Genomic DNA, 17437 nt, shown 5'->3' with positions numbered 1-17437 from the left:
ATTAAATAGAATCAAGGTAAACAATTAATCGACCCAACGATAAGGATCTTCCTCGTTTGATGTAATGCCTAAAACCTCGTATATATAGTCAAAAGTACTCAGTAACCTAGGTTCTCCATTAACAATAGCTACGTCGTGCTCAAAATGCGCACTTGGTTTTTTATCCCGTGTAGTTATCGTCCATCCATCACTATGGTGCTTGATGTTTTTGGTTCCCAAATTAATCATAGGTTCGATAGCTACTGTCATTCCTTCTACAAATTTCTTGCCTCTACCTCTTTTACCATAGTTAGGCATTTGAGGATCCTCATGCATCACTTTACCTATTCCATGACCGACTAATTCTCGTACAACACCGTATCCGAAGCTTTCGCAATAATTCTGTATGGCATATCCCACGTCACCTACACGGTTTCCAGTTTTAAATTGCTCTATTCCTAGATAGAGCGAATTCTTAGTACGGTCTAATAAATCTTGAGTTTCTTGTGGGATTTCTCCAACGGCAAAGGTGTAAGCATGATCACCATAAAAACCTTCAACGATAGCACCACAATCCACAGATAGGATGTCACCTTCTTTAATTTCAACATTTTTAGGAATCCCATGAACAACTTCTTCATTTGGAGAAATAAGTAAGGTACTAGGACAATCGTACAATCCTTTAAAACCTGGAATTGCACCATGATCTCTAATAAACTGTTCAGCAAGTTCATCGAGTCTTAATGTGGTTACACCTGGTTTAATTTCACTAGCTACCATTCCTAGAGTTTTACTTACCATTAAGGCTGCTTTACGCATTATCTCTAGTTCTTCCTTTGTTTTTGTTACGATCATTAGATTGAAATATACTGCAAAAATACTCCTATTTAAGAGATTTGCATAGAACTACATAAGGGGTTTGCTGGTTAATTTCTGTAAATTCGCTACATGAAAATAGATCTTAAAGATAAAACCGCCCTAGTATGCGGTAGTAGTACTGGAATAGGAGAATCTACAGCAAGGTTAATGGCTGCAGCAGGTGCTAGAGTTGTCCTTCTCGCTCGCAATCCTAATAAACTTCAAAAAGTATTGTCTACTTTGGATACCACGCATAGAGATGATCACACCTATCTTGTTGCCGATTTTTCAAATTATAAGGAAGTGGATGAGATAGTTTCCGCTTTCGCGAAAGCGAACCCAATTCACATTTTAGTCAATAATACAGGCGGACCTGCACCTGGCTATTTAATAGATGCCGAGGTCAAGGCGCTTGAAGATGGATTCACACAGCATATAAAGTGTAATCAAGTATTAGTTAAAGCATGTGCTCCTGGGATGAAGGAAGCAGGCTACGGGCGAATCATAAATATCATATCAACAAGTGTAAAAGCGCCCATTGAATTTCTAGGAGTGTCTAATGTAATAAGAGGAGCCGTTGCAAATTGGGCAAAAACATTGAGTAATGAGTTAGGACCATATGGTATCACAGTGAATAATGTACTACCAGGTTTTACCGCTACCGAAAGATTAGACAAGATTATCGCAGGTAAAGCAAATAGAGCTGGTCATAGCGAGGAACAAGCTGCAGAAATTATGAAAAATTACGTTCCTGCTAGACGTTTTGCACAACCGGAAGAAGTAGCCAATGCTGTGTTGTTCCTATCTAGTAATCTAGCAGGATATATCAACGGTATAAATCTGCCAGTCGATGGTGGGCGAACTAAGAGTTTGTAGCAAAAGAAAGATTTTAAGAAGAATAGTTTTGTTAATATTCTAAATAAGCAATCTGTTTTACTAATTTTATAAACCATCTACAATATTATGTCCAAAAAACTACGTATAAACGGTCACTCACATTTACTTCCTTATCCAGAGGAGATACCTGATTTCATGCGTGAAAAAGGAATCTTTTGGGTAGATAAGGATCGTAAAAAAATGCTTCAAAAAGATTGGGAGAGACCCGTTACGGATTCTAGCTTTTTCTTGAAAGAGAAACTAGAGTGGATGGACAAATACAAGATTGATCATGCGGTTATTTTAAATTTAAGTCAATTGTATGGAAATGGTTTGAGGTTGGAGGAAATGAAACAAGCCTTACGATTTCAAAACGACTTTAACGCAAGAGTGCAACACGATCACCCTAATAAATTCACCTGTGGATTTGTAGTGCATCCAGGTTTTATACGTGGTGCTTTGTGGGAGATAGAACGATGTGTAAAAGTTCTAGGCATGAGATTACTGTGCTTACCTACTCATTATATGGATACTATAGGTCAATGGCGTTGTATTTTTGATGAGGAGAATGAACCTATCTTTGAACTTGCAAGTGAGCTCAATCTAGCTGTAGAAATTCATCCGTATGATGGAGAGAAGTTTATCAAACTTCAAAATACAGCATGGCGTTTTCATCTTATCTGGATGCTTGCACAATGCGCCGATGCCTATCATTTTTTAACTCTTAATGGATATGCCCAAAAGTACCCAGGTATGAGAGTTTGTTTTGCACATGGTGGTCAGCTAGCCCAAATGAACTTAGGTCGCAGGATTCAAGGTTTTGATGGTCGACCAGATTTATTTGAGGGTAAAACACATCCTCGTAAAAGTGTAGGACATCCTAATATATTCTTTGACACACTAGTCCACGATACTGGTTCTCTAGAACTTTTAGTAAAAAATCAAGGCGCTCAACAAATTCTTGTAGGTCTGGATGATCCATATCCATTAGGAGAAATGGATAGTGAAAAACAAAGTAGTTATCCTGGGAAAATTCTTGATTTGGCCATTGATCGCAAGATTATAACACAATCTGATTATGAAGGCATGTGGGATGAGCATGTGGTAAGATGGTTGTTTGGAAAAGATGAAAACGCAAAAAAAGAATTCTACCAGCGTATACTCTCTTAAAGCTTTTTAAAAAGCTGGATTACGTTATTTAAAACGGTATTTTTGCAACCTCTTAATGCAATTTATGAAATACGCAGAAAATATTTTAGGGACGATAGGTGACACTCCATTGGTTAAAATGAACAAGCTAGTTGAGGATATTCCAGCATTAGTCCTAGCTAAATACGAAACTTTTAATCCAGGAAACAGCGTTAAAGATCGTATGGGACTTAAAATGATAGAAGATGCCGAGGCTGATGGAAGACTGAAACCAGGTGGAACTATCATTGAAGGAACCAGTGGAAACACAGGTATGGGACTAGCACTCGCTGCAATCATAAAAGGTTACAAATTAGTTTGTGTATTAAGTGATAAGCAATCAAAAGAAAAAATGGATATTTTGAGAGCTGTAGGTGCTCAAGTCCATGTGTGCCCAACTGATGTGGCTCCTGATGATCCTAGATCTTATTATTCTACCAGTAAGAGATTAAGCGAGGAAACTCCTAACTCTTGGTATGTTAATCAATATGATAATCCTTCTAATTGTAAAGCGCATTATGAGTCTACTGGGCCAGAAATTTGGGAACAAACAGAAGGTAAGGTAACTCATTTCGTCGTTGGAGTAGGAACTGGTGGTACCATTTCGGGAGTAGGAACTTATTTAAAATTACAAAATCCAAATGTCAAAGTTTGGGGAATTGATACCTACGGATCAGTTTTCAAAAAATATCATGAAACAGGAATATTTGATGAAAACGAGATACATCCTTATGTAACAGAAGGTATAGGTGAAGATATTTTACCACTAAACGTAAGATTTGAAGTGATCGACGGTTTTACTAAAGTAACTGATCGAGATGCAGCGGTTTATACTAGAAGACTTGCTGCAGAAGAAGGAATGTTTTTAGGAAATAGTGCAGGTGCGGCCATTAAAGGTTTACGCCAAATTCATGAGCAAGTTGGATTCACTAAGGATGATGTGGTAGTTATTCTATTCCATGATCACGGAAGCCGTTACGTAGGTAAGTTTTTTAACGATGACTGGATGCAGGAAAAAGGATGGTTAAATGAAGATGGTAGTTATTTGCCAGATGAAAAATAATTTACTTCACCTATAGGTAGTGTGAGGTACAGTTGAAGGTTATAATTTTTGTTCTAAGTTTACAAAGATTATGACCTTTTTTTATGCAAGAAGATTTTATTCATTACCTATGGAAGTTTAAAAAGTTATCAGGTATTCCTTTAACTACTACAGATGGGGTTGATCTTGTTATTCAATCCCTAGGGTCCCATAATTTTGAAAGTGGTCCAGATTTCTTTAATGCTAGACTTAAAATAGGAAATCAACAATGGGCAGGTAATGTAGAAATGCATGTAAAAGCTAGTGATTGGTTTCTTCACGGTCACGACGATGATCCTGCTTATGATAACGTGATTTTACACGTGGTGTGGCAGCACGATGCTGAAATTTCAACTCGAGATGGAATTAAAATACCTGTTCTGGAAGTTTCAAGATTTGTTCCAGAAAATCTAGTGATGTCCTACCGCAAGCTTTTTGCACATAAAAACAATCAGTTTATAAACTGTGAGCAGGATTTACCGCACGTAAATGAATTTAAACTCAACTTATGGCTGGAAAAATTATTTATAAATAGATTGCAACAAAAATCTGCTAGGATTAAACACTATTTGAAACAATCCAATAACGACTGGGAAGCAGCTTTTTTTCAGTTATTGGCTCGCAGTTTTGGTACAAAAACAAATGCTGATGCTTTTGAACAGTTGGCACAAAGCATCGATCAGGCTACTGTGCGCAAATTGGCTCGTGATTCTTTTCAGTTAGAAAGTGCACTATTAGGTCAGTCAGGATTATTGGATGAGAAAAAGGAAGATAGGTATTACGAATTGTGTGTTAAAGAGTACGCTTTCGCGAAAGCGAAATATCAAATACAGCCATCCCTCACACCTATGAAGTTTTTTAGATTGAGACCAGCAAATTTTCCTACGGTGAGAATTTCACAGTTGGCCATGTTATACCATAGAAAACCTATGTTATTTGCTGAGGTTTTGCTTGCTGTAACTAAAGAGGATGTGTATAATTTATTTAAAGTAAAAGCATCTAAATACTGGGATGATCATCATGTTTTTGATAAGAAGACTAATGACCAGCCTAAAAGATTAACTAAGGCTTTTATAGATTTAATCATTATCAATTGTATCGTGCCTATAAAATTTTATTATGGTCAACAAATGGGTAAGGAAAATACCGAGGAATTACTGGCTCTTATGGACTCTGTTAAAGCAGAAAGTAACGCTGTTATAAATGGATTTAAAAAGTTGATTAATGTAAAATCGGCATTAACTTCACAATCATTGTTGCAATTAAAACCTAACTATTGCGATAGAAATAAGTGTTTGCAATGTGATGTAGGTGTTTCACTAGTCAGGAATTAATAGTATTTTTACTTTATGGGAATGGTAGCTAGTTTAAGAACTTATCTAGAAAAATACGGCTTTTATGTTTCTACACGGTTAGCAGATCGTTTAGGGATGAGAGCGCGCAGTGTAAGAATTACTTTTATATACTTTACGTTTGCTACGCTCGGTGCTGGATTTGCGGTATATTTAATTATTGCTTTTTGGTTAAAAATAAAAGACTTAGTATACGTAAAGCGAAGTTCTGTCTTTGATCTTTAAGCTAATGAGTAGGAAGATAAAAATTGCACTTACTTTACTTCTTAGTATTCTTTGTGCTGGTGTGATTGGATTCATGGTAACCATGGATCTAGACGTGATCGATGCTCTATATATGACGGTGATTACGATTACTACTGTAGGCTATCGAGAAATTGGAAATCCATCGCCGCAAGCTAAGTTATTCATCATAGCGCTTATCTTAGTAAGTGTAGTTGCAGTGGGATATGCAGTAAGTGTTTTTACAGAGTATTTAATTTCACGAAGTTCAGTACGAGATATTATTTTTAAAAGACAACTTAAACAAATTAAGAACATGGAGAATCATGTTATTGTTTGCGGTTATGGTCGCAACGGGCGTCAAGCGGTTGAGAAGTTACAAGATTATAATCGTGATTTTATAGTTCTTGAAAAAAATCAAGAAGTTATAGATGAAGCTAGCTTGGATAGTAAATACTTTTTAAGAGGTAATGCTAACGAGGATGAAACCTTGCTTAACGCTGGAATCGAACGTGCCAGTGTTTTAATATCAGCTCTTCCTGATGATGCAGATAATCTCTTTGTAGTTTTAAGTGCTAGGCAGTTGAATAGTAAGTTGATGATTATATCAAGAGCAAGTGAAGAGACTACTGTGCGTAAACTTAAACTCGCAGGAGCCAATAACGTTATCCTACCTGACTTAATAGGCGGGCAGCATATGGCTTCATTAATTGTAAGTCCAGACTTAATAGAGTTTTGGGATAATTTGAGTTATGGTGGTAATGATGGAGTTAATCTAGAACAAGTTTCATTTGAGCAAATGTTTGATCACCAAAAGTCTTGCAATATTCTAGATTTAAACCTAAGAAAAGAAACTGGTTGTACAATTATTGGGTATAAAAATCCTAATGGAGATTATATTGTAAATCCTGATCCCTCGATAGAATTAGTTCCTGGATCAAAAATAATAGTAGTTGGAAATACCAATCAAATACAACATTTACAAAAGGTATATCGCATAGGAGACTAAGGGTTTATCACTTTTAAATTTTTAATTAGCAATATTTTTTAAGATATTGCTGCCTTGTTTAATCAAATTTAATATATGAGGAGTATTTACATACTGGTTGCTGCCTTTCTTATAACCACGTTAGGTAACGCACAAGAGCTTATTTTAAAGGCTCAAACTACTAACCCGACATCAGAGATAAATGATGGTTCTATTACCGTTACTGTGTCAGGTGGTAAAGCACCATATACTTACAAATGGTCCAATCAATCCACTCCATTAAAATCAAATACCGCAACTTCACTTACTGAAGGGATTAATTATACAGTTGAGGTAACAGATGCCGATGGAAATAACGTGGCAGGAGTATACGAAGTTAAAGCAGAAAGTATAGTAGAGCATTTGAATGGTGCTGCCGTGCCTGCTGTAGGAGCTTTGGGGAATGTACTGTTCTGGGATTTATTTTCGGCAATTGGAATTTACGATCCAGTTGTTTATGCAGAATCAAAAAAGATTTCTATACCTAACTGGGAAGCTGGAGATACAAATAAGTATACGCTTAAACAATGGTTGAAAAACGACGGTGAAAAAGTAAAAAAAGGTGATGAGGTTGCTATTGTAGCAGTAGAAAATGGTCAAGATGTGGTTGTTTCCTCACCAGCTAGTGGTGAATTTAACCACTTACAAAGTCGTGGTAAAGACCTTAATCCTGGGGACGTTATTTATAATGGAGAAAACAGTGGCGATGTTATAGAAACAGGAGCTCATTTGTTTGCACAAGTTAAGTATGATGAAAAGGTTCCTTTACTTCATCCTAATGGTGATGTTCAACAAAAGCCTATTCCGTTTATTGTAATTTGGTTAGTGCTAGGGGCTTTATTCTTTACATTGAGAATGGGATTCATCAATTTTAGAGGATTTAAGCATTCCATAGATCTTGCAAAAGGAAAGTACGATGACCCAACAGCACCAGGTCAGGTTACTCACTTCCAGGCTTTGGCAACAGCAGTTTCAGGAACTGTAGGGTTAGGAAATATAGCGAGTGTAGCTGTAGCAATTTCTATAGGTGGAGCAGGAGCTACATTTTGGATGATAGTAGCAGGACTACTAGGTATGTCTTCAAAATTTGTGGAATGTACTCTTGGTGTAAAATATAGAGATATTTCAAGTACAGGAGCTGTTTATGGTGGTCCTATGAACTACTTGAGATATGGTCTTGAAAAACAAAATAAAAAAGGATTAGGTAAAGTATTGGCAGTTTTATTTGCAGTACTTGCAATTGGGGCTTCCTTTGGTGGTGGTAATATGTTCCAGTCTAATCAAGCTTTTGAAGGTCTAGCAACTCAATTTACTTTCCTAGAAGGACATGGATTTATATTTGGTATAATAACAGCAGTGTTAGTAGGTGTGGTAATAATTGGTGGTATTCAAAGTATCGCAAAGGTTACAGGTAAAATTGTTCCATTCATGGCTAGTGTTTATATAATAGCAGCGTTAGCGGTTATAATTATTAATATAGAGAATGTAGGACCTGCATTTTCTGCAATTATTGATGGTGCTTTTAGTCCTTCGGCATTAAAAGGTGGTGTTATAGGGGTGTTGATTATTGGATTTCAACGTGCTGCTTTTTCAAACGAAGCTGGAGTAGGGTCTGCCGCAATTGCTCACAGTGCTGCAAAAACGCATCATCCACCTTCTGAAGGTTTTGTTGCATTATTAGAGCCTTTCATCGATACTGTAGTGGTTTGTACACTTACGGCTTTAGTATTAATTTTTACAGGAATGCACGAGGTAGAAGGACTTACAGGAGCTCAACTTACTTCTGATGCCTTTGGTAGTGTTATATCTTGGTTCCCATATGTTTTAGCAGGAGCAATTTTCCTTTTTGCATTTAGTACAATGATAAGTTGGTCTTATTATGGAATGCGTGCTTGGACCTATCTTTTTGGGAAAGGTCGTATGGTAGAGATTGCTTATAAAATGATTTTCTTAATCTTTGTAGTTATAGGTTCTTCTGTATCGTTGGGTGCTGTTCTAGACTTTTCAGATATGATGATACTTGCTATGTCGTTCCCTAATATTATTGGATTGTATCTAATGTCAGGTGAAGTTAAACGTGATCTTAATGAATACTGGCGTAAGCTTAAATCAGGAGAATTAGGCTTGAAAAAAGATGCATAATACAGTTTTATGAATCAATTTAAATCCCTCTTTGCTTTTACTAAAAATCAGCTCAGAGGGATTTTTGTATTAAGCATCTTATTAATAATTGCGATAGGATTTTACGGATATACAAAATCAACTGAATCGTCTAACCAATTAAGCGTGTCTAGAATTGAAGGTTATCAAGGTCAGATAGATTCCTTAATAGCCTTACAAAAAAGAAAACGTGATACCATCTATCCATTCAATCCTAATTACATTACAGATTTTAAAGGCTATAAATTAGGGTTGACTGTTGAGGAAATAGATAGATTATTACGCTTTCGCGAAAGCGGAAAATGGATCAACTCTACTAGGCAATTTAAAGAGGTGACTGGTGTAAGTGATAAATGGTTGGATAGTATAAGCCCCTTTTTTAAATTCCCTAAATGGGTGACAGAAAATAAAAACCAAACTAGGACTTACACCAATAAACGAACCCATGTTCGCAAAAACATAAATCAAGCTACTAATAATGATTTGAGGTCGGTGTATGGCGTAGGGCCTGCTACAGCAAAGAAAATAATTAATGAAAGAGATAGATTAGGTGGCTTTGTTGATATGTTGCAAGTACAATCAGTTTATGGTTTGCCTGATTCTACTTTTATAAGGATCAAAGAAAAATTCTATTTGACAAACAACGCTTCTCATATTAAAATAGCATTGAATACCGCCACAAGAGAAGAATTGTTAAGCATTCCATATTTTAACGACTACTTGGTTGATGCTTTAATAGAGCAACGCACATTACGAGATGGATTTAAGAGCTGGGATAAAGTACTGTTAACTTCCCGTTTCCCTGAAGAGAAATTGGCCCTAATTCAGTTATATTTGACGCTCGACTAACTAGAAATATTATACGATAATTTTATATGTACTCAAAATACTTTACCGAAGAACACAACGCATTCAGACAGAGTTTTAGAGATTTTCTTCAAAAAGAAGCCGTTCCTCATATTGAACGATGGGAGGAAACCGGTCAAATTGATAGAGAGATTTTCCAAAAAATGGGAGAGATGGGCTACTTTGGTCTTTATTATCCTGAAAAATATGGTGGTCTTGACCTTGACTTTTTCTATACTGTTATTTTTTTAGAAGAAATGCAACGTATTAACTCCGGTGGGTTTGCGGCTGCGATGTGGGTACAAGCATTTCTAGGTGCACAGCATTTGCTTAAGGAAGGTGATGAAAGAATTAAGGAAGAATATCTTGTTCCTACTTTAACAGGTGAAAAAATAGGGTGTTTGGGTATAACAGAGCCGTTTGGAGGAAGTGATGTAGCTGGTATGAGAACTACCGCTGTAAAGGAAGGAGATCATTATATAATTAATGGATCAAAAACTTTCATAACAAATGGAGTCTATTCAGACTATCTGGTTGTTGCTGCAAAAACTGATCCTAATGCAAAAGGAAGAGGTATTAGCATATTTGTAATGGATCGTGAGACGCCTGGTATAAGCGCAACTAAACTAAATAAATTGGGATGGAGAGCAAGTGATACTGGTGAGATAGGTTTTGATAACGTGCGTGTACCAGTTGAAAACCTGATGGGTGAAGAAGGTAAAGGATTTGCGTACATAATGCAGCACTTTGCTCTTGAGAGATTAATAATGGGTATCAATGCTCATGCTAGAGCAGAATACGCGCTGGAATACACTGCTCAATATATGAGAGATAGACAGGCGTTTGGAAATTCATTGGACAAATTCCAGGCATTACGCCATAAAATGTCTGATATGCTAAGTGAGGTTGAAATGGCAAAATGTTTCAATTATAACATTGCCGAGGAGCTAGATAAAGGGCTTTATCCTGTTAAAGAGGCAAGTATGTCAAAGTTAGTGTCTACTAAAATAGCAGATGAGGTAATCTATCAATGCTTACAATATTTAGGTGGCTATGGATATATAGAAGAATATCCTCTTGCACGTATGTGGAGAGATAGTCGCTTAGGACCTATTGGTGGTGGTACGAGTGAAATTATGCGTGAGATAATAGCAAAAATGGAACTTGACGGTAAAGACTACAAACCTGCTGCTAAATAATTTATTTGCCAGGAAATACATCTTTTATTACTAGAATTAAAAAATAAATGTATTTTTGCACTCGCTAAAGAAAGGAGGTGATGCCACTATGTTAATAATACCAGTTAAAGAAGGAGAAAATATCGATAGAGCTCTAAAACGTTTCAAAAGAAAATTTGATCGTACAGGGAAGATGCGTGAACTAAGAAGAAGACAACAGTTTACAAAGCCGTCTGTAGCAAAAAGAGCACAAAAGATTAAAGCTGAATACATCCAGCACTTAAGAGATCAAGAGAATATCTAAGAACTCTTTAGTTTAAAATTTAACCGCTAGAAAGAAATGTTTAAATTTACTTTCTAGCGGTTTTTTTTATGTTTATTGAAAATTTCATAGAATACTTATCAGTTGAAAAGGGATACTCAGCCCATACTTTAAAGGCATATGATAGAGATTTGTGCCAGTTTAAACGGTTTTGTGAATTTGAAGGTGTAAATTTAAATGAGGTTAATTATCAGGTGATAAGATCTTATATCGCATTCTTGTTAGAAGAGGGACTGCTAGCTCAATCTGTAAATAGAAAAATAACTGCGCTTAAAACATACTTTCAATTCTTAAAGAGAATTGACGTAATCAAGGAAAACCCACTATTGCATCATAAAAGTATAAAGACTTCTAAAAGATTGACCTTGCCATTTTCCAAAGAAGAAGTGTTGAAGGTGCTTAATGAAAAAATCGATATAGAAGATTTTGAAAATTGTAGGAATAGATTAATTATTGAGTTACTTTATTTAACAGGAATTCGCCGAGAAGAGTTAATTAGTCTTAAAATCAGCTCATTTGAGCAATCTGCTAGAACAATACGCGTTGTAGGAAAAAGAAATAAGCAACGCATCCTGCCGGTAACCGATCGTTTGTATTGGTTGTTGGACAATTATTTAAGGTTGCGGGTGTTTATGGATAAACGAGATGTGGACACATTATTGATTACAGTTAAAGGTGATAAAATATACCCGTCTCTTGTTTATAGAATTATAAAATCGTATTTTAGTAAGGTGTCTAGTAAGATAAAAGTAAGTCCTCATGTATTGAGGCACACTTTTGCAACTCATTTACTAGATGAAGGAGCAGATTTAAATGCGGTTAAAGAGCTTTTAGGTCATTCTAGTTTGTCGTCAACACAAATTTATACACATACTAGTATGGCTACTTTAAAAGGAGTTTATAAAAATGCTCATCCGCGCTCAAAGAAATAGTAACCTCAAAAACGTAAGATTATGAAAGTAAACGTGCAATCAGTAAATTTTGATGCGGACATCAAGTTAATTGAGTTCATTCAAAAAAGGTTAGATAAATTAGAGCAGTATTATAATAAAATTATAAGCGCCGATGTTTATTTGAAAGTTCAAAAGACTAGTAATAAGGAAAATAAGATTACTGAGGTAAGGTTATTCGTGCCAGGAGACGATATGGTTGCTACAAAAACATGTAAAACTTTTGAGCAATGTATTGACGAATGTGCTGCTGCATTGGAGCGTCAGCTCAAGCGCCGCAAGGAAAAATTAATTTCTCATTAATTTTTTTTAATTTTTTTTTTGTGAATTAAAAAATAGGTTTACATTTGCAGTCCGTTAAAACAACGGGCTGTTTTTGTGAAGACAAAAAGAGTTTAAAGCCGATATAGCTCAGCTGGCTAGAGCAGCTGATTTGTAATCAGCAGGTCGTGGGTTCGAGTCCCTCTATCGGCTCAAGTTTTTTGAAATAAATGTGTAAGCATTGGGGAGATACTCAAGCGGTCAACGAGGACGGACTGTAACTCCGTTGGGCAACCTTCGCAGGTTCGAATCCTGCTCTCCCCACAAACACATTATTATGAAATTATGTTAAAGTAATTTCTTTAAGCGGGAGTAGCTCAGTTGGTAGAGCGTCAGCCTTCCAAGCTGAATGTCGCCGGTTCGAACCCGGTCTCCCGCTCAATTATTGCACCTTGGTGTGATGTAGCATTAACGAGATGTGATGCTTAAAATATGCCTTTGGCTATTACGCTTTCGCGAAAGCATAATAAAAGCCGGTGTAGCTCAGGGGTAGAGCGTTTCCTTGGTAAGGAAGAGGTCACGAGTTCAAATCTCGTCATTGGCTCAATTAAGATGAAAAAGGTCTCAATTAGGGGCCATTTGTGGTATAAGCCATTTTGTAAATTAAATGGTTTTTAAATTGAAACACTAATATAAACTAAGACTATAATTATGGCTAAAGAAACGTACGATCGTTCCAAACCGCACCTTAATGTAGGTACAATTGGTCACGTAGACCACGGTAAGACTACTCTTACTGCTGCTATCACAAAGGTGCTTGCTGATGCTGGTTATTCTGAAGCAAGAAGCTTTGACCAGATCGATAATGCTCCTGAAGAAAAAGAGCGTGGTATTACAATTAACTCTTCGCACGTAGAGTACCAAACTCAAAACCGTCACTATGCACACGTTGACTGTCCAGGTCACGCCGACTATGTAAAGAACATGGTAACTGGTGCTGCTCAAATGGATGGTGCTATTTTAGTGGTTGCTGCGACTGATGGTCCTATGCCACAGACTCGTGAGCACATCCTATTAGGTCGTCAGGTAGGTATTCCTCGTATTGTTGTTTTCCTTAACAAGGTTGACATGGTTGATGATGAGGAATTATTAGAGCTTGTTGAGATGGAAGTACGTGAGTTACTAAGTTTCTATGAGTATGATGGTGATAATGGACCAGTAGTTATGGGGTCTGCTTTGGGTGCACTTAACGGTGAGCAAAAGTGGGTTGATACTGTTCTTGAATTAATGAACCAAGTTGATGCATGGATCGAAGAGCCAGTACGTGATATGGATAAGCCATTCTTGATGCCTATCGAGGATGTATTCTCTATTACTGGACGTGGTACTGTTGCTACTGGTCGTATCGAGACTGGTGTAGCAAATACTGGAGATCCTGTTGAGATTATCGGTATGGGAGCTGAGAAATTGACTTCTACTATTACTGGTATTGAAATGTTCCGTCAGATCCTTGATAGAGGTGAGGCTGGTGATAATGCAGGTATCTTATTACGTGGTATTGATAAAAATCAAATCTCTCGTGGTATGGTAATTACTGCTCCTGGTTCAGTAACTCCACACAAACACTTTAAGGCTGAGGTTTATATCCTTAAGAAAGAAGAAGGTGGACGTCACACTCCATTCCATAATAACTACCGTCCACAGTTCTACGTTCGTACAACTGATGTAACTGGTAATATCAAATTACCAAGCGGTGTTGAAATGGTTATGCCTGGAGATAACTTAACTATTGAGGTTGAACTTATTCAGCCAATTGCACTTAACGTAGGTTTACGTTTTGCTATCCGTGAAGGTGGTAGAACAGTTGGTGCTGGTCAGGTAACTGAGATCCTTGATTAATTTCAAGTATTAATATTATAAGTATCCTTTCTTGAATAAAGAAAGGATACTTTTCACTTGTTAAAGGGCGACCTTTAACTATGCAGGTTTAGCTCAGTTGGTAGAGCACTGGTCTCCAAAACCAGGTGTCGGGAGTTCGAGCCTCTCAACCTGCGCACAAAAGCTGAAAGGCTTATTAAAATAGCATACTTATGGGATTAGTATCTTATGTAAAAAATTCGTTCAATGAGTTATCAGAAAATGTTTCTTGGCCTACTTGGGCTGAGGCACAAAAATCTATGGTAACTGTAGCTGTGTTTTCAGTGGTTTTTGCTTTAGTTGTGGCAGGTATTGATTATGTCTTTAATGGTGTAATCGATAGATATTTTGAATGGGTCATTAACGGATAATCATACATAGAGATGAGTGAAGAAAAGGATGTAATGAAATGGTATGTGGTAAGATCGGTTAGTGGTCAAGAAAATAAAATTAAAGACTACATCGAATCCGAGATAGCTCATCATGGGTTGTCAGATTATTTAAAGCAGATTCTGGTTCCTACTGAAAAGGTAGTTCAAATTAGGAACGGTAAAAAAATTAACAAAGAACGTGTCTTTTTTCCTGGGTATATAATGATACAAGCTAGGTTAGAAGGTGAAGTTCCACATATTATTAAATCTGTTAATGGTGTGATTGGGTTTCTTGGAGAGGTTAAAGGTGGAGATCCTGTACCATTAAGAAAGTCAGAAGTTAATAGAATGCTTGGTAAAGTTGATGAGCTTGCAGAGCAAACCGATAATGTGTCTATTCCTTACAAAGTTGGGGAAACTGTCAAAGTTGTTGATGGTCCTTTTAATGGGTTTAATGGGAATATAGAAAAAGTTAATGAAGAGAAGCGTAAGCTAGAAGTAATGGTTAAGATTTTCGGGAGAAAAACACCATTGGAATTAAGCTATATGCAAGTCGAAAAAATATAAATGTTACCTATTCAGATAACTAGTTAGGCTTCCACTTACGGTTATCAAAATTTGAAACAATTTAAAAATGGCAAAAGAAGTATCTAAGATTGTAAAGTTGCAGGTTAGAGGTGGTGCTGCAAATCCATCTCCTCCTGTAGGACCTGCTCTTGGTGCGGCTGGAGTGAACATTATGGAGTTCTGTAAGCAGTTTAACGCTAGAACTCAGGATAAGGCAGGTAAAGTGTTGCCTGTTGCTATAACTGTTTATAGTGACAAGTCCTTTGATTTTGTAATTAAAACTCCACCAGCAGCAGTACAAATTTTAGAAGCAGCAAAGTTAAAAGGTGGTAGTGGTGAACCTAATCGTAAAAAGGTAGGTACTATTACTTGGGATCAAGTTAGAGCAATAGCTGAAGACAAGATGCCAGACTTAAATGCTTTTACAATCGAAAGCGCAATGAGAATGGTCGCAGGAACTGCGAGATCAATGGGTGTTAATGTTAAAGGTGGTGAGGCACCTGCTTAAATTTAGTTACTATGGCAAAATTGACGAAAAATCAAAAGGCAGCAAACGCTAAATTCGATAAGGCACAGTCTTACTCACTAGCAGACGCTTCAAAAATCGTTAAAGACACTAGTTCGGCAAAATTTGATGAGTCAGTTGACTTAGCTGTTCGTCTTAACGTAGATCCTAGAAAAGCGAATCAAATGGTTCGTGGTGTCGTAACCTTACCTCATGGTACAGGTAAAGATGTGAAAGTACTTGCTCTTGTTACTCCAGATAAGGAAGAAGAGGCAAAAGGTGCTGGAGCAGACTTTGTTGGTCTAGATGAGTATCTTGATAAAATCAAGGGTGGTTGGACTGATGTTGACGTAATTATCACTATGCCTAGTGTTATGGGTAAGTTAGGACCTTTAGGTCGTGTATTAGGACCACGCGGTCTTATGCCTAACCCTAAAACTGGTACAGTTACTATGGATGTGGCTAAGGCTGTGTCTGACGTTAAATCCGGTAAAATCGATTTCAAGGTTGAAAAGAACGGGATTGTTCACGCTGCAATAGGAAAAGTATCTTTTGATGCTGAAAAAATTGCAGGTAACGCAAGAGAGTTAATTAATACATTAGTTAAGTTAAAACCGACAGCAGCTAAAGGAGTTTATATCAAAAGTATCCACTTGTCTAGTACAATGGGTCCTGGTGTAAATGTAGATGCTAAACGTTTTGCAGACGATTAAAAGATCTAGATCATGACAAGAGAACAAAAAGCAACTGTTATACAGGACTTGACTGCAACGTTAGGAGAAAACTCTACTATTTACCTTGCAGATATATCTGGACTTAATGCTTCTGATACATCTAATTTAAGAAGAGCATGTTTTAAAGCTAACGTAAGTATTGCGGTAGTTAAAAATACACTACTTGCAAAAGCAATGGAAGCTTCTGATAAGGATTTTGGTGAATTGCCAGAACTTCTTAAAGGTAACACTTCTATAATGTTGTCTGAAGTAGCTAATGCTCCAGCTAAAGTTATTAAGAACTTTCGTAAGAAATCGGATAAGCCTTTATTAAAAGGTGCTTATATCGAGGAAGCAATTTACGTAGGTGATGATAAGTTAGATTCATTAAGTGAAATCAAGTCTAAAGAAGAAATGATTGGAGAAATCATTGGTCTTCTACAAAGCCCTGCTAAGAATGTTGTCTCTGCTCTTCAATCGGGTGGTGGTAAACTTGCAGGAATCCTTAAAACACTATCAGAAAGATAGTAAACAATTAGTACGCAATTATTTTATATAAATTTTAAAACGATAGAAATGGCAGATTTAAAAGAATTCGCAGAACAGTTAGTTAACTTAACTGTTAAAGAAGTAAATGAATTAGCAGACATACTTAAAGACGAGTATGGTATTGAGCCTGCTGCTGCAGCTGTAGCTGTTGCAGGTGGTGCTGCTGCAGGTGGTGGAGACGCTGCTGAAGAGCAAACTGAATTTGACGTAATCCTTAAAGCAGCTGGTGCCTCTAAATTAGCTGTAGTGAAGTTAGTTAAAGAATTAACTGGTGCAGGTCTTAAGGATGCGAAAGGTCTTGTTGACAACGCTCCATCTCCTATTAAAGAAGGTGTAGCTAAAGATGAGGCAGAAGCTCTTAAAGCTCAGCTAGAAGAAGCTGGTGCTGAGGTTGAGTTAAAGTAATTTAACATTACCTATATATAAAGGTTTAGACCTGTTGAGCAAGGCTCACAGGTCTAGACCATTTTGCGTATAATGATGAGACGTCATCAACAACGCTATTTTTAACCATT

At 36.8% G+C, this 17437-nt stretch carries 20 protein-coding genes and 5 tRNA genes; 24 read left to right on the top strand and 1 reads right to left on the bottom strand.

All coding sequences use genetic code 11. The annotated features are described in order from the left end of the window. Positions 1-24: 24 nt before the first annotated feature. Positions 25-834 (bottom strand): type I methionyl aminopeptidase, encoded by an 810-nt coding sequence (gene map / locus HCN53_RS07345; RefSeq protein WP_105018111.1) that lies wholly within the window; start codon positions 832-834, stop codon positions 25-27. Positions 835-927: 93 nt separating this feature from the next. Here map and HCN53_RS07340 point away from each other — a divergent pair, with 93 nt between their 5' ends. The 24 genes from HCN53_RS07340 (at position 928) to rplL (ending at position 17327) form a co-directional block, all read left to right on the top strand. Continuing rightward, complete coding sequence (locus HCN53_RS07340) at positions 928-1713, top strand: SDR family oxidoreductase (RefSeq protein WP_167342542.1); 786 nt, start codon at positions 928-930, stop codon at positions 1711-1713. 87 nt (positions 1714-1800) lie between these two features. Next, positions 1801-2883, top strand: coding sequence for an amidohydrolase family protein (locus tag HCN53_RS07335; protein WP_042279725.1), 1083 nt, complete (start codon positions 1801-1803; stop codon positions 2881-2883). A 64-nt stretch (positions 2884-2947) separates the two neighbouring features. Then, positions 2948-3964 carry a PLP-dependent cysteine synthase family protein gene (locus HCN53_RS07330; RefSeq protein ID WP_167342541.1) on the top strand — a complete coding sequence of 339 codons (1017 nt, stop codon included), beginning with the start codon at positions 2948-2950 and terminating at the stop codon, positions 3962-3964. A gap of 83 nt (positions 3965-4047) precedes the next feature. Beyond that, positions 4048-5316 (top strand): DUF2851 family protein, encoded by a 1269-nt coding sequence (locus HCN53_RS07325; RefSeq protein ID WP_167342540.1) that lies wholly within the window; start codon positions 4048-4050, stop codon positions 5314-5316. A 15-nt stretch (positions 5317-5331) separates the two neighbouring features. Beyond that, positions 5332-5559 (top strand): PspC family transcriptional regulator, encoded by a 228-nt coding sequence (locus HCN53_RS13090; RefSeq protein WP_042279727.1) that lies wholly within the window; start codon positions 5332-5334, stop codon positions 5557-5559. Positions 5560-5563: 4 nt separating this feature from the next. Further along, a complete protein-coding gene (locus tag HCN53_RS07315) occupies positions 5564-6565 on the top strand; it encodes a potassium channel family protein (RefSeq protein WP_167342539.1) in 1002 nt (333 codons plus the stop codon). A 75-nt stretch (positions 6566-6640) separates the two neighbouring features. Further along, positions 6641-8725 carry an amino acid carrier protein gene (locus tag HCN53_RS07310; RefSeq protein ID WP_060523896.1) on the top strand — a complete coding sequence of 695 codons (2085 nt, stop codon included), beginning with the start codon at positions 6641-6643 and terminating at the stop codon, positions 8723-8725. Between the two features lie 9 nt (positions 8726-8734). Then, a complete protein-coding gene (locus HCN53_RS07305) occupies positions 8735-9592 on the top strand; it encodes a helix-hairpin-helix domain-containing protein (RefSeq protein WP_167342537.1) in 858 nt (285 codons plus the stop codon). 26 nt (positions 9593-9618) lie between these two features. Further along, entirely contained in the window at positions 9619-10788 is a 1170-nt protein-coding gene (locus HCN53_RS07300) for an acyl-CoA dehydrogenase family protein (protein WP_167342536.1), read from the top strand. Positions 10789-10876: 88 nt separating this feature from the next. Beyond that, positions 10877-11071 carry a 30S ribosomal protein S21 gene (rpsU, locus tag HCN53_RS07295; protein WP_042279738.1) on the top strand — a complete coding sequence of 65 codons (195 nt, stop codon included), beginning with the start codon at positions 10877-10879 and terminating at the stop codon, positions 11069-11071. A gap of 68 nt (positions 11072-11139) precedes the next feature. Beyond that, positions 11140-12021 carry a tyrosine-type recombinase/integrase gene (locus HCN53_RS07290; RefSeq protein WP_167342534.1) on the top strand — a complete coding sequence of 294 codons (882 nt, stop codon included), beginning with the start codon at positions 11140-11142 and terminating at the stop codon, positions 12019-12021. A 21-nt stretch (positions 12022-12042) separates the two neighbouring features. Further along, entirely contained in the window at positions 12043-12342 is a 300-nt protein-coding gene (gene hpf, locus HCN53_RS07285) for a ribosome hibernation-promoting factor, HPF/YfiA family (RefSeq protein ID WP_042279744.1), read from the top strand. A gap of 97 nt (positions 12343-12439) precedes the next feature. Further along, positions 12440-12513: transfer RNA gene (locus HCN53_RS07280), tRNA-Thr, on the top strand. Between the two features lie 30 nt (positions 12514-12543). Beyond that, positions 12544-12624: transfer RNA gene (locus HCN53_RS07275), tRNA-Tyr, on the top strand. A 42-nt stretch (positions 12625-12666) separates the two neighbouring features. Continuing rightward, a tRNA-Gly gene (locus HCN53_RS07270) sits at positions 12667-12739 on the top strand. 93 nt (positions 12740-12832) lie between these two features. Further along, a tRNA-Thr gene (locus HCN53_RS07265) sits at positions 12833-12904 on the top strand. 107 nt (positions 12905-13011) lie between these two features. After that, on the top strand, positions 13012-14199 hold the full coding sequence (gene tuf, locus HCN53_RS07260) for an elongation factor Tu (RefSeq protein ID WP_042279745.1): 1188 nt from the start codon (positions 13012-13014) through the stop codon (positions 14197-14199). An 82-nt stretch (positions 14200-14281) separates the two neighbouring features. Continuing rightward, positions 14282-14354 (top strand) — tRNA-Trp (locus tag HCN53_RS07255). A 36-nt stretch (positions 14355-14390) separates the two neighbouring features. Next, positions 14391-14588 (top strand): preprotein translocase subunit SecE, encoded by a 198-nt coding sequence (gene secE / locus HCN53_RS07250; RefSeq protein ID WP_042279746.1) that lies wholly within the window; start codon positions 14391-14393, stop codon positions 14586-14588. 12 nt (positions 14589-14600) lie between these two features. Then, positions 14601-15155 carry a transcription termination/antitermination protein NusG gene (nusG, locus tag HCN53_RS07245; RefSeq protein ID WP_042279747.1) on the top strand — a complete coding sequence of 185 codons (555 nt, stop codon included), beginning with the start codon at positions 14601-14603 and terminating at the stop codon, positions 15153-15155. 67 nt (positions 15156-15222) lie between these two features. Then, positions 15223-15663 (top strand): 50S ribosomal protein L11, encoded by a 441-nt coding sequence (rplK, locus tag HCN53_RS07240; protein WP_042279749.1) that lies wholly within the window; start codon positions 15223-15225, stop codon positions 15661-15663. Between the two features lie 11 nt (positions 15664-15674). After that, positions 15675-16373: a 50S ribosomal protein L1 gene (gene rplA, locus HCN53_RS07235; protein ID WP_042279751.1), complete on the top strand. Its 699-nt coding sequence runs from the start codon at positions 15675-15677 to the stop codon at positions 16371-16373. A gap of 12 nt (positions 16374-16385) precedes the next feature. Beyond that, a complete protein-coding gene (gene rplJ / locus HCN53_RS07230) occupies positions 16386-16901 on the top strand; it encodes a 50S ribosomal protein L10 (RefSeq protein WP_042279754.1) in 516 nt (171 codons plus the stop codon). A gap of 48 nt (positions 16902-16949) precedes the next feature. After that, entirely contained in the window at positions 16950-17327 is a 378-nt protein-coding gene (rplL, locus tag HCN53_RS07225) for a 50S ribosomal protein L7/L12 (RefSeq protein ID WP_042279757.1), read from the top strand. Positions 17328-17437 lie beyond the last annotated feature (110 nt).

The organism is Nonlabens sp. SY33080 (assembly GCF_011784885.1).
GTDB classification, from domain to species: Bacteria; Bacteroidota; Bacteroidia; order Flavobacteriales; family Flavobacteriaceae; genus Nonlabens; species Nonlabens tegetincola.
Note: the sequence above shows the minus strand (reverse complement) of the source record. Positions and strands in the feature narration are given on the sequence as shown.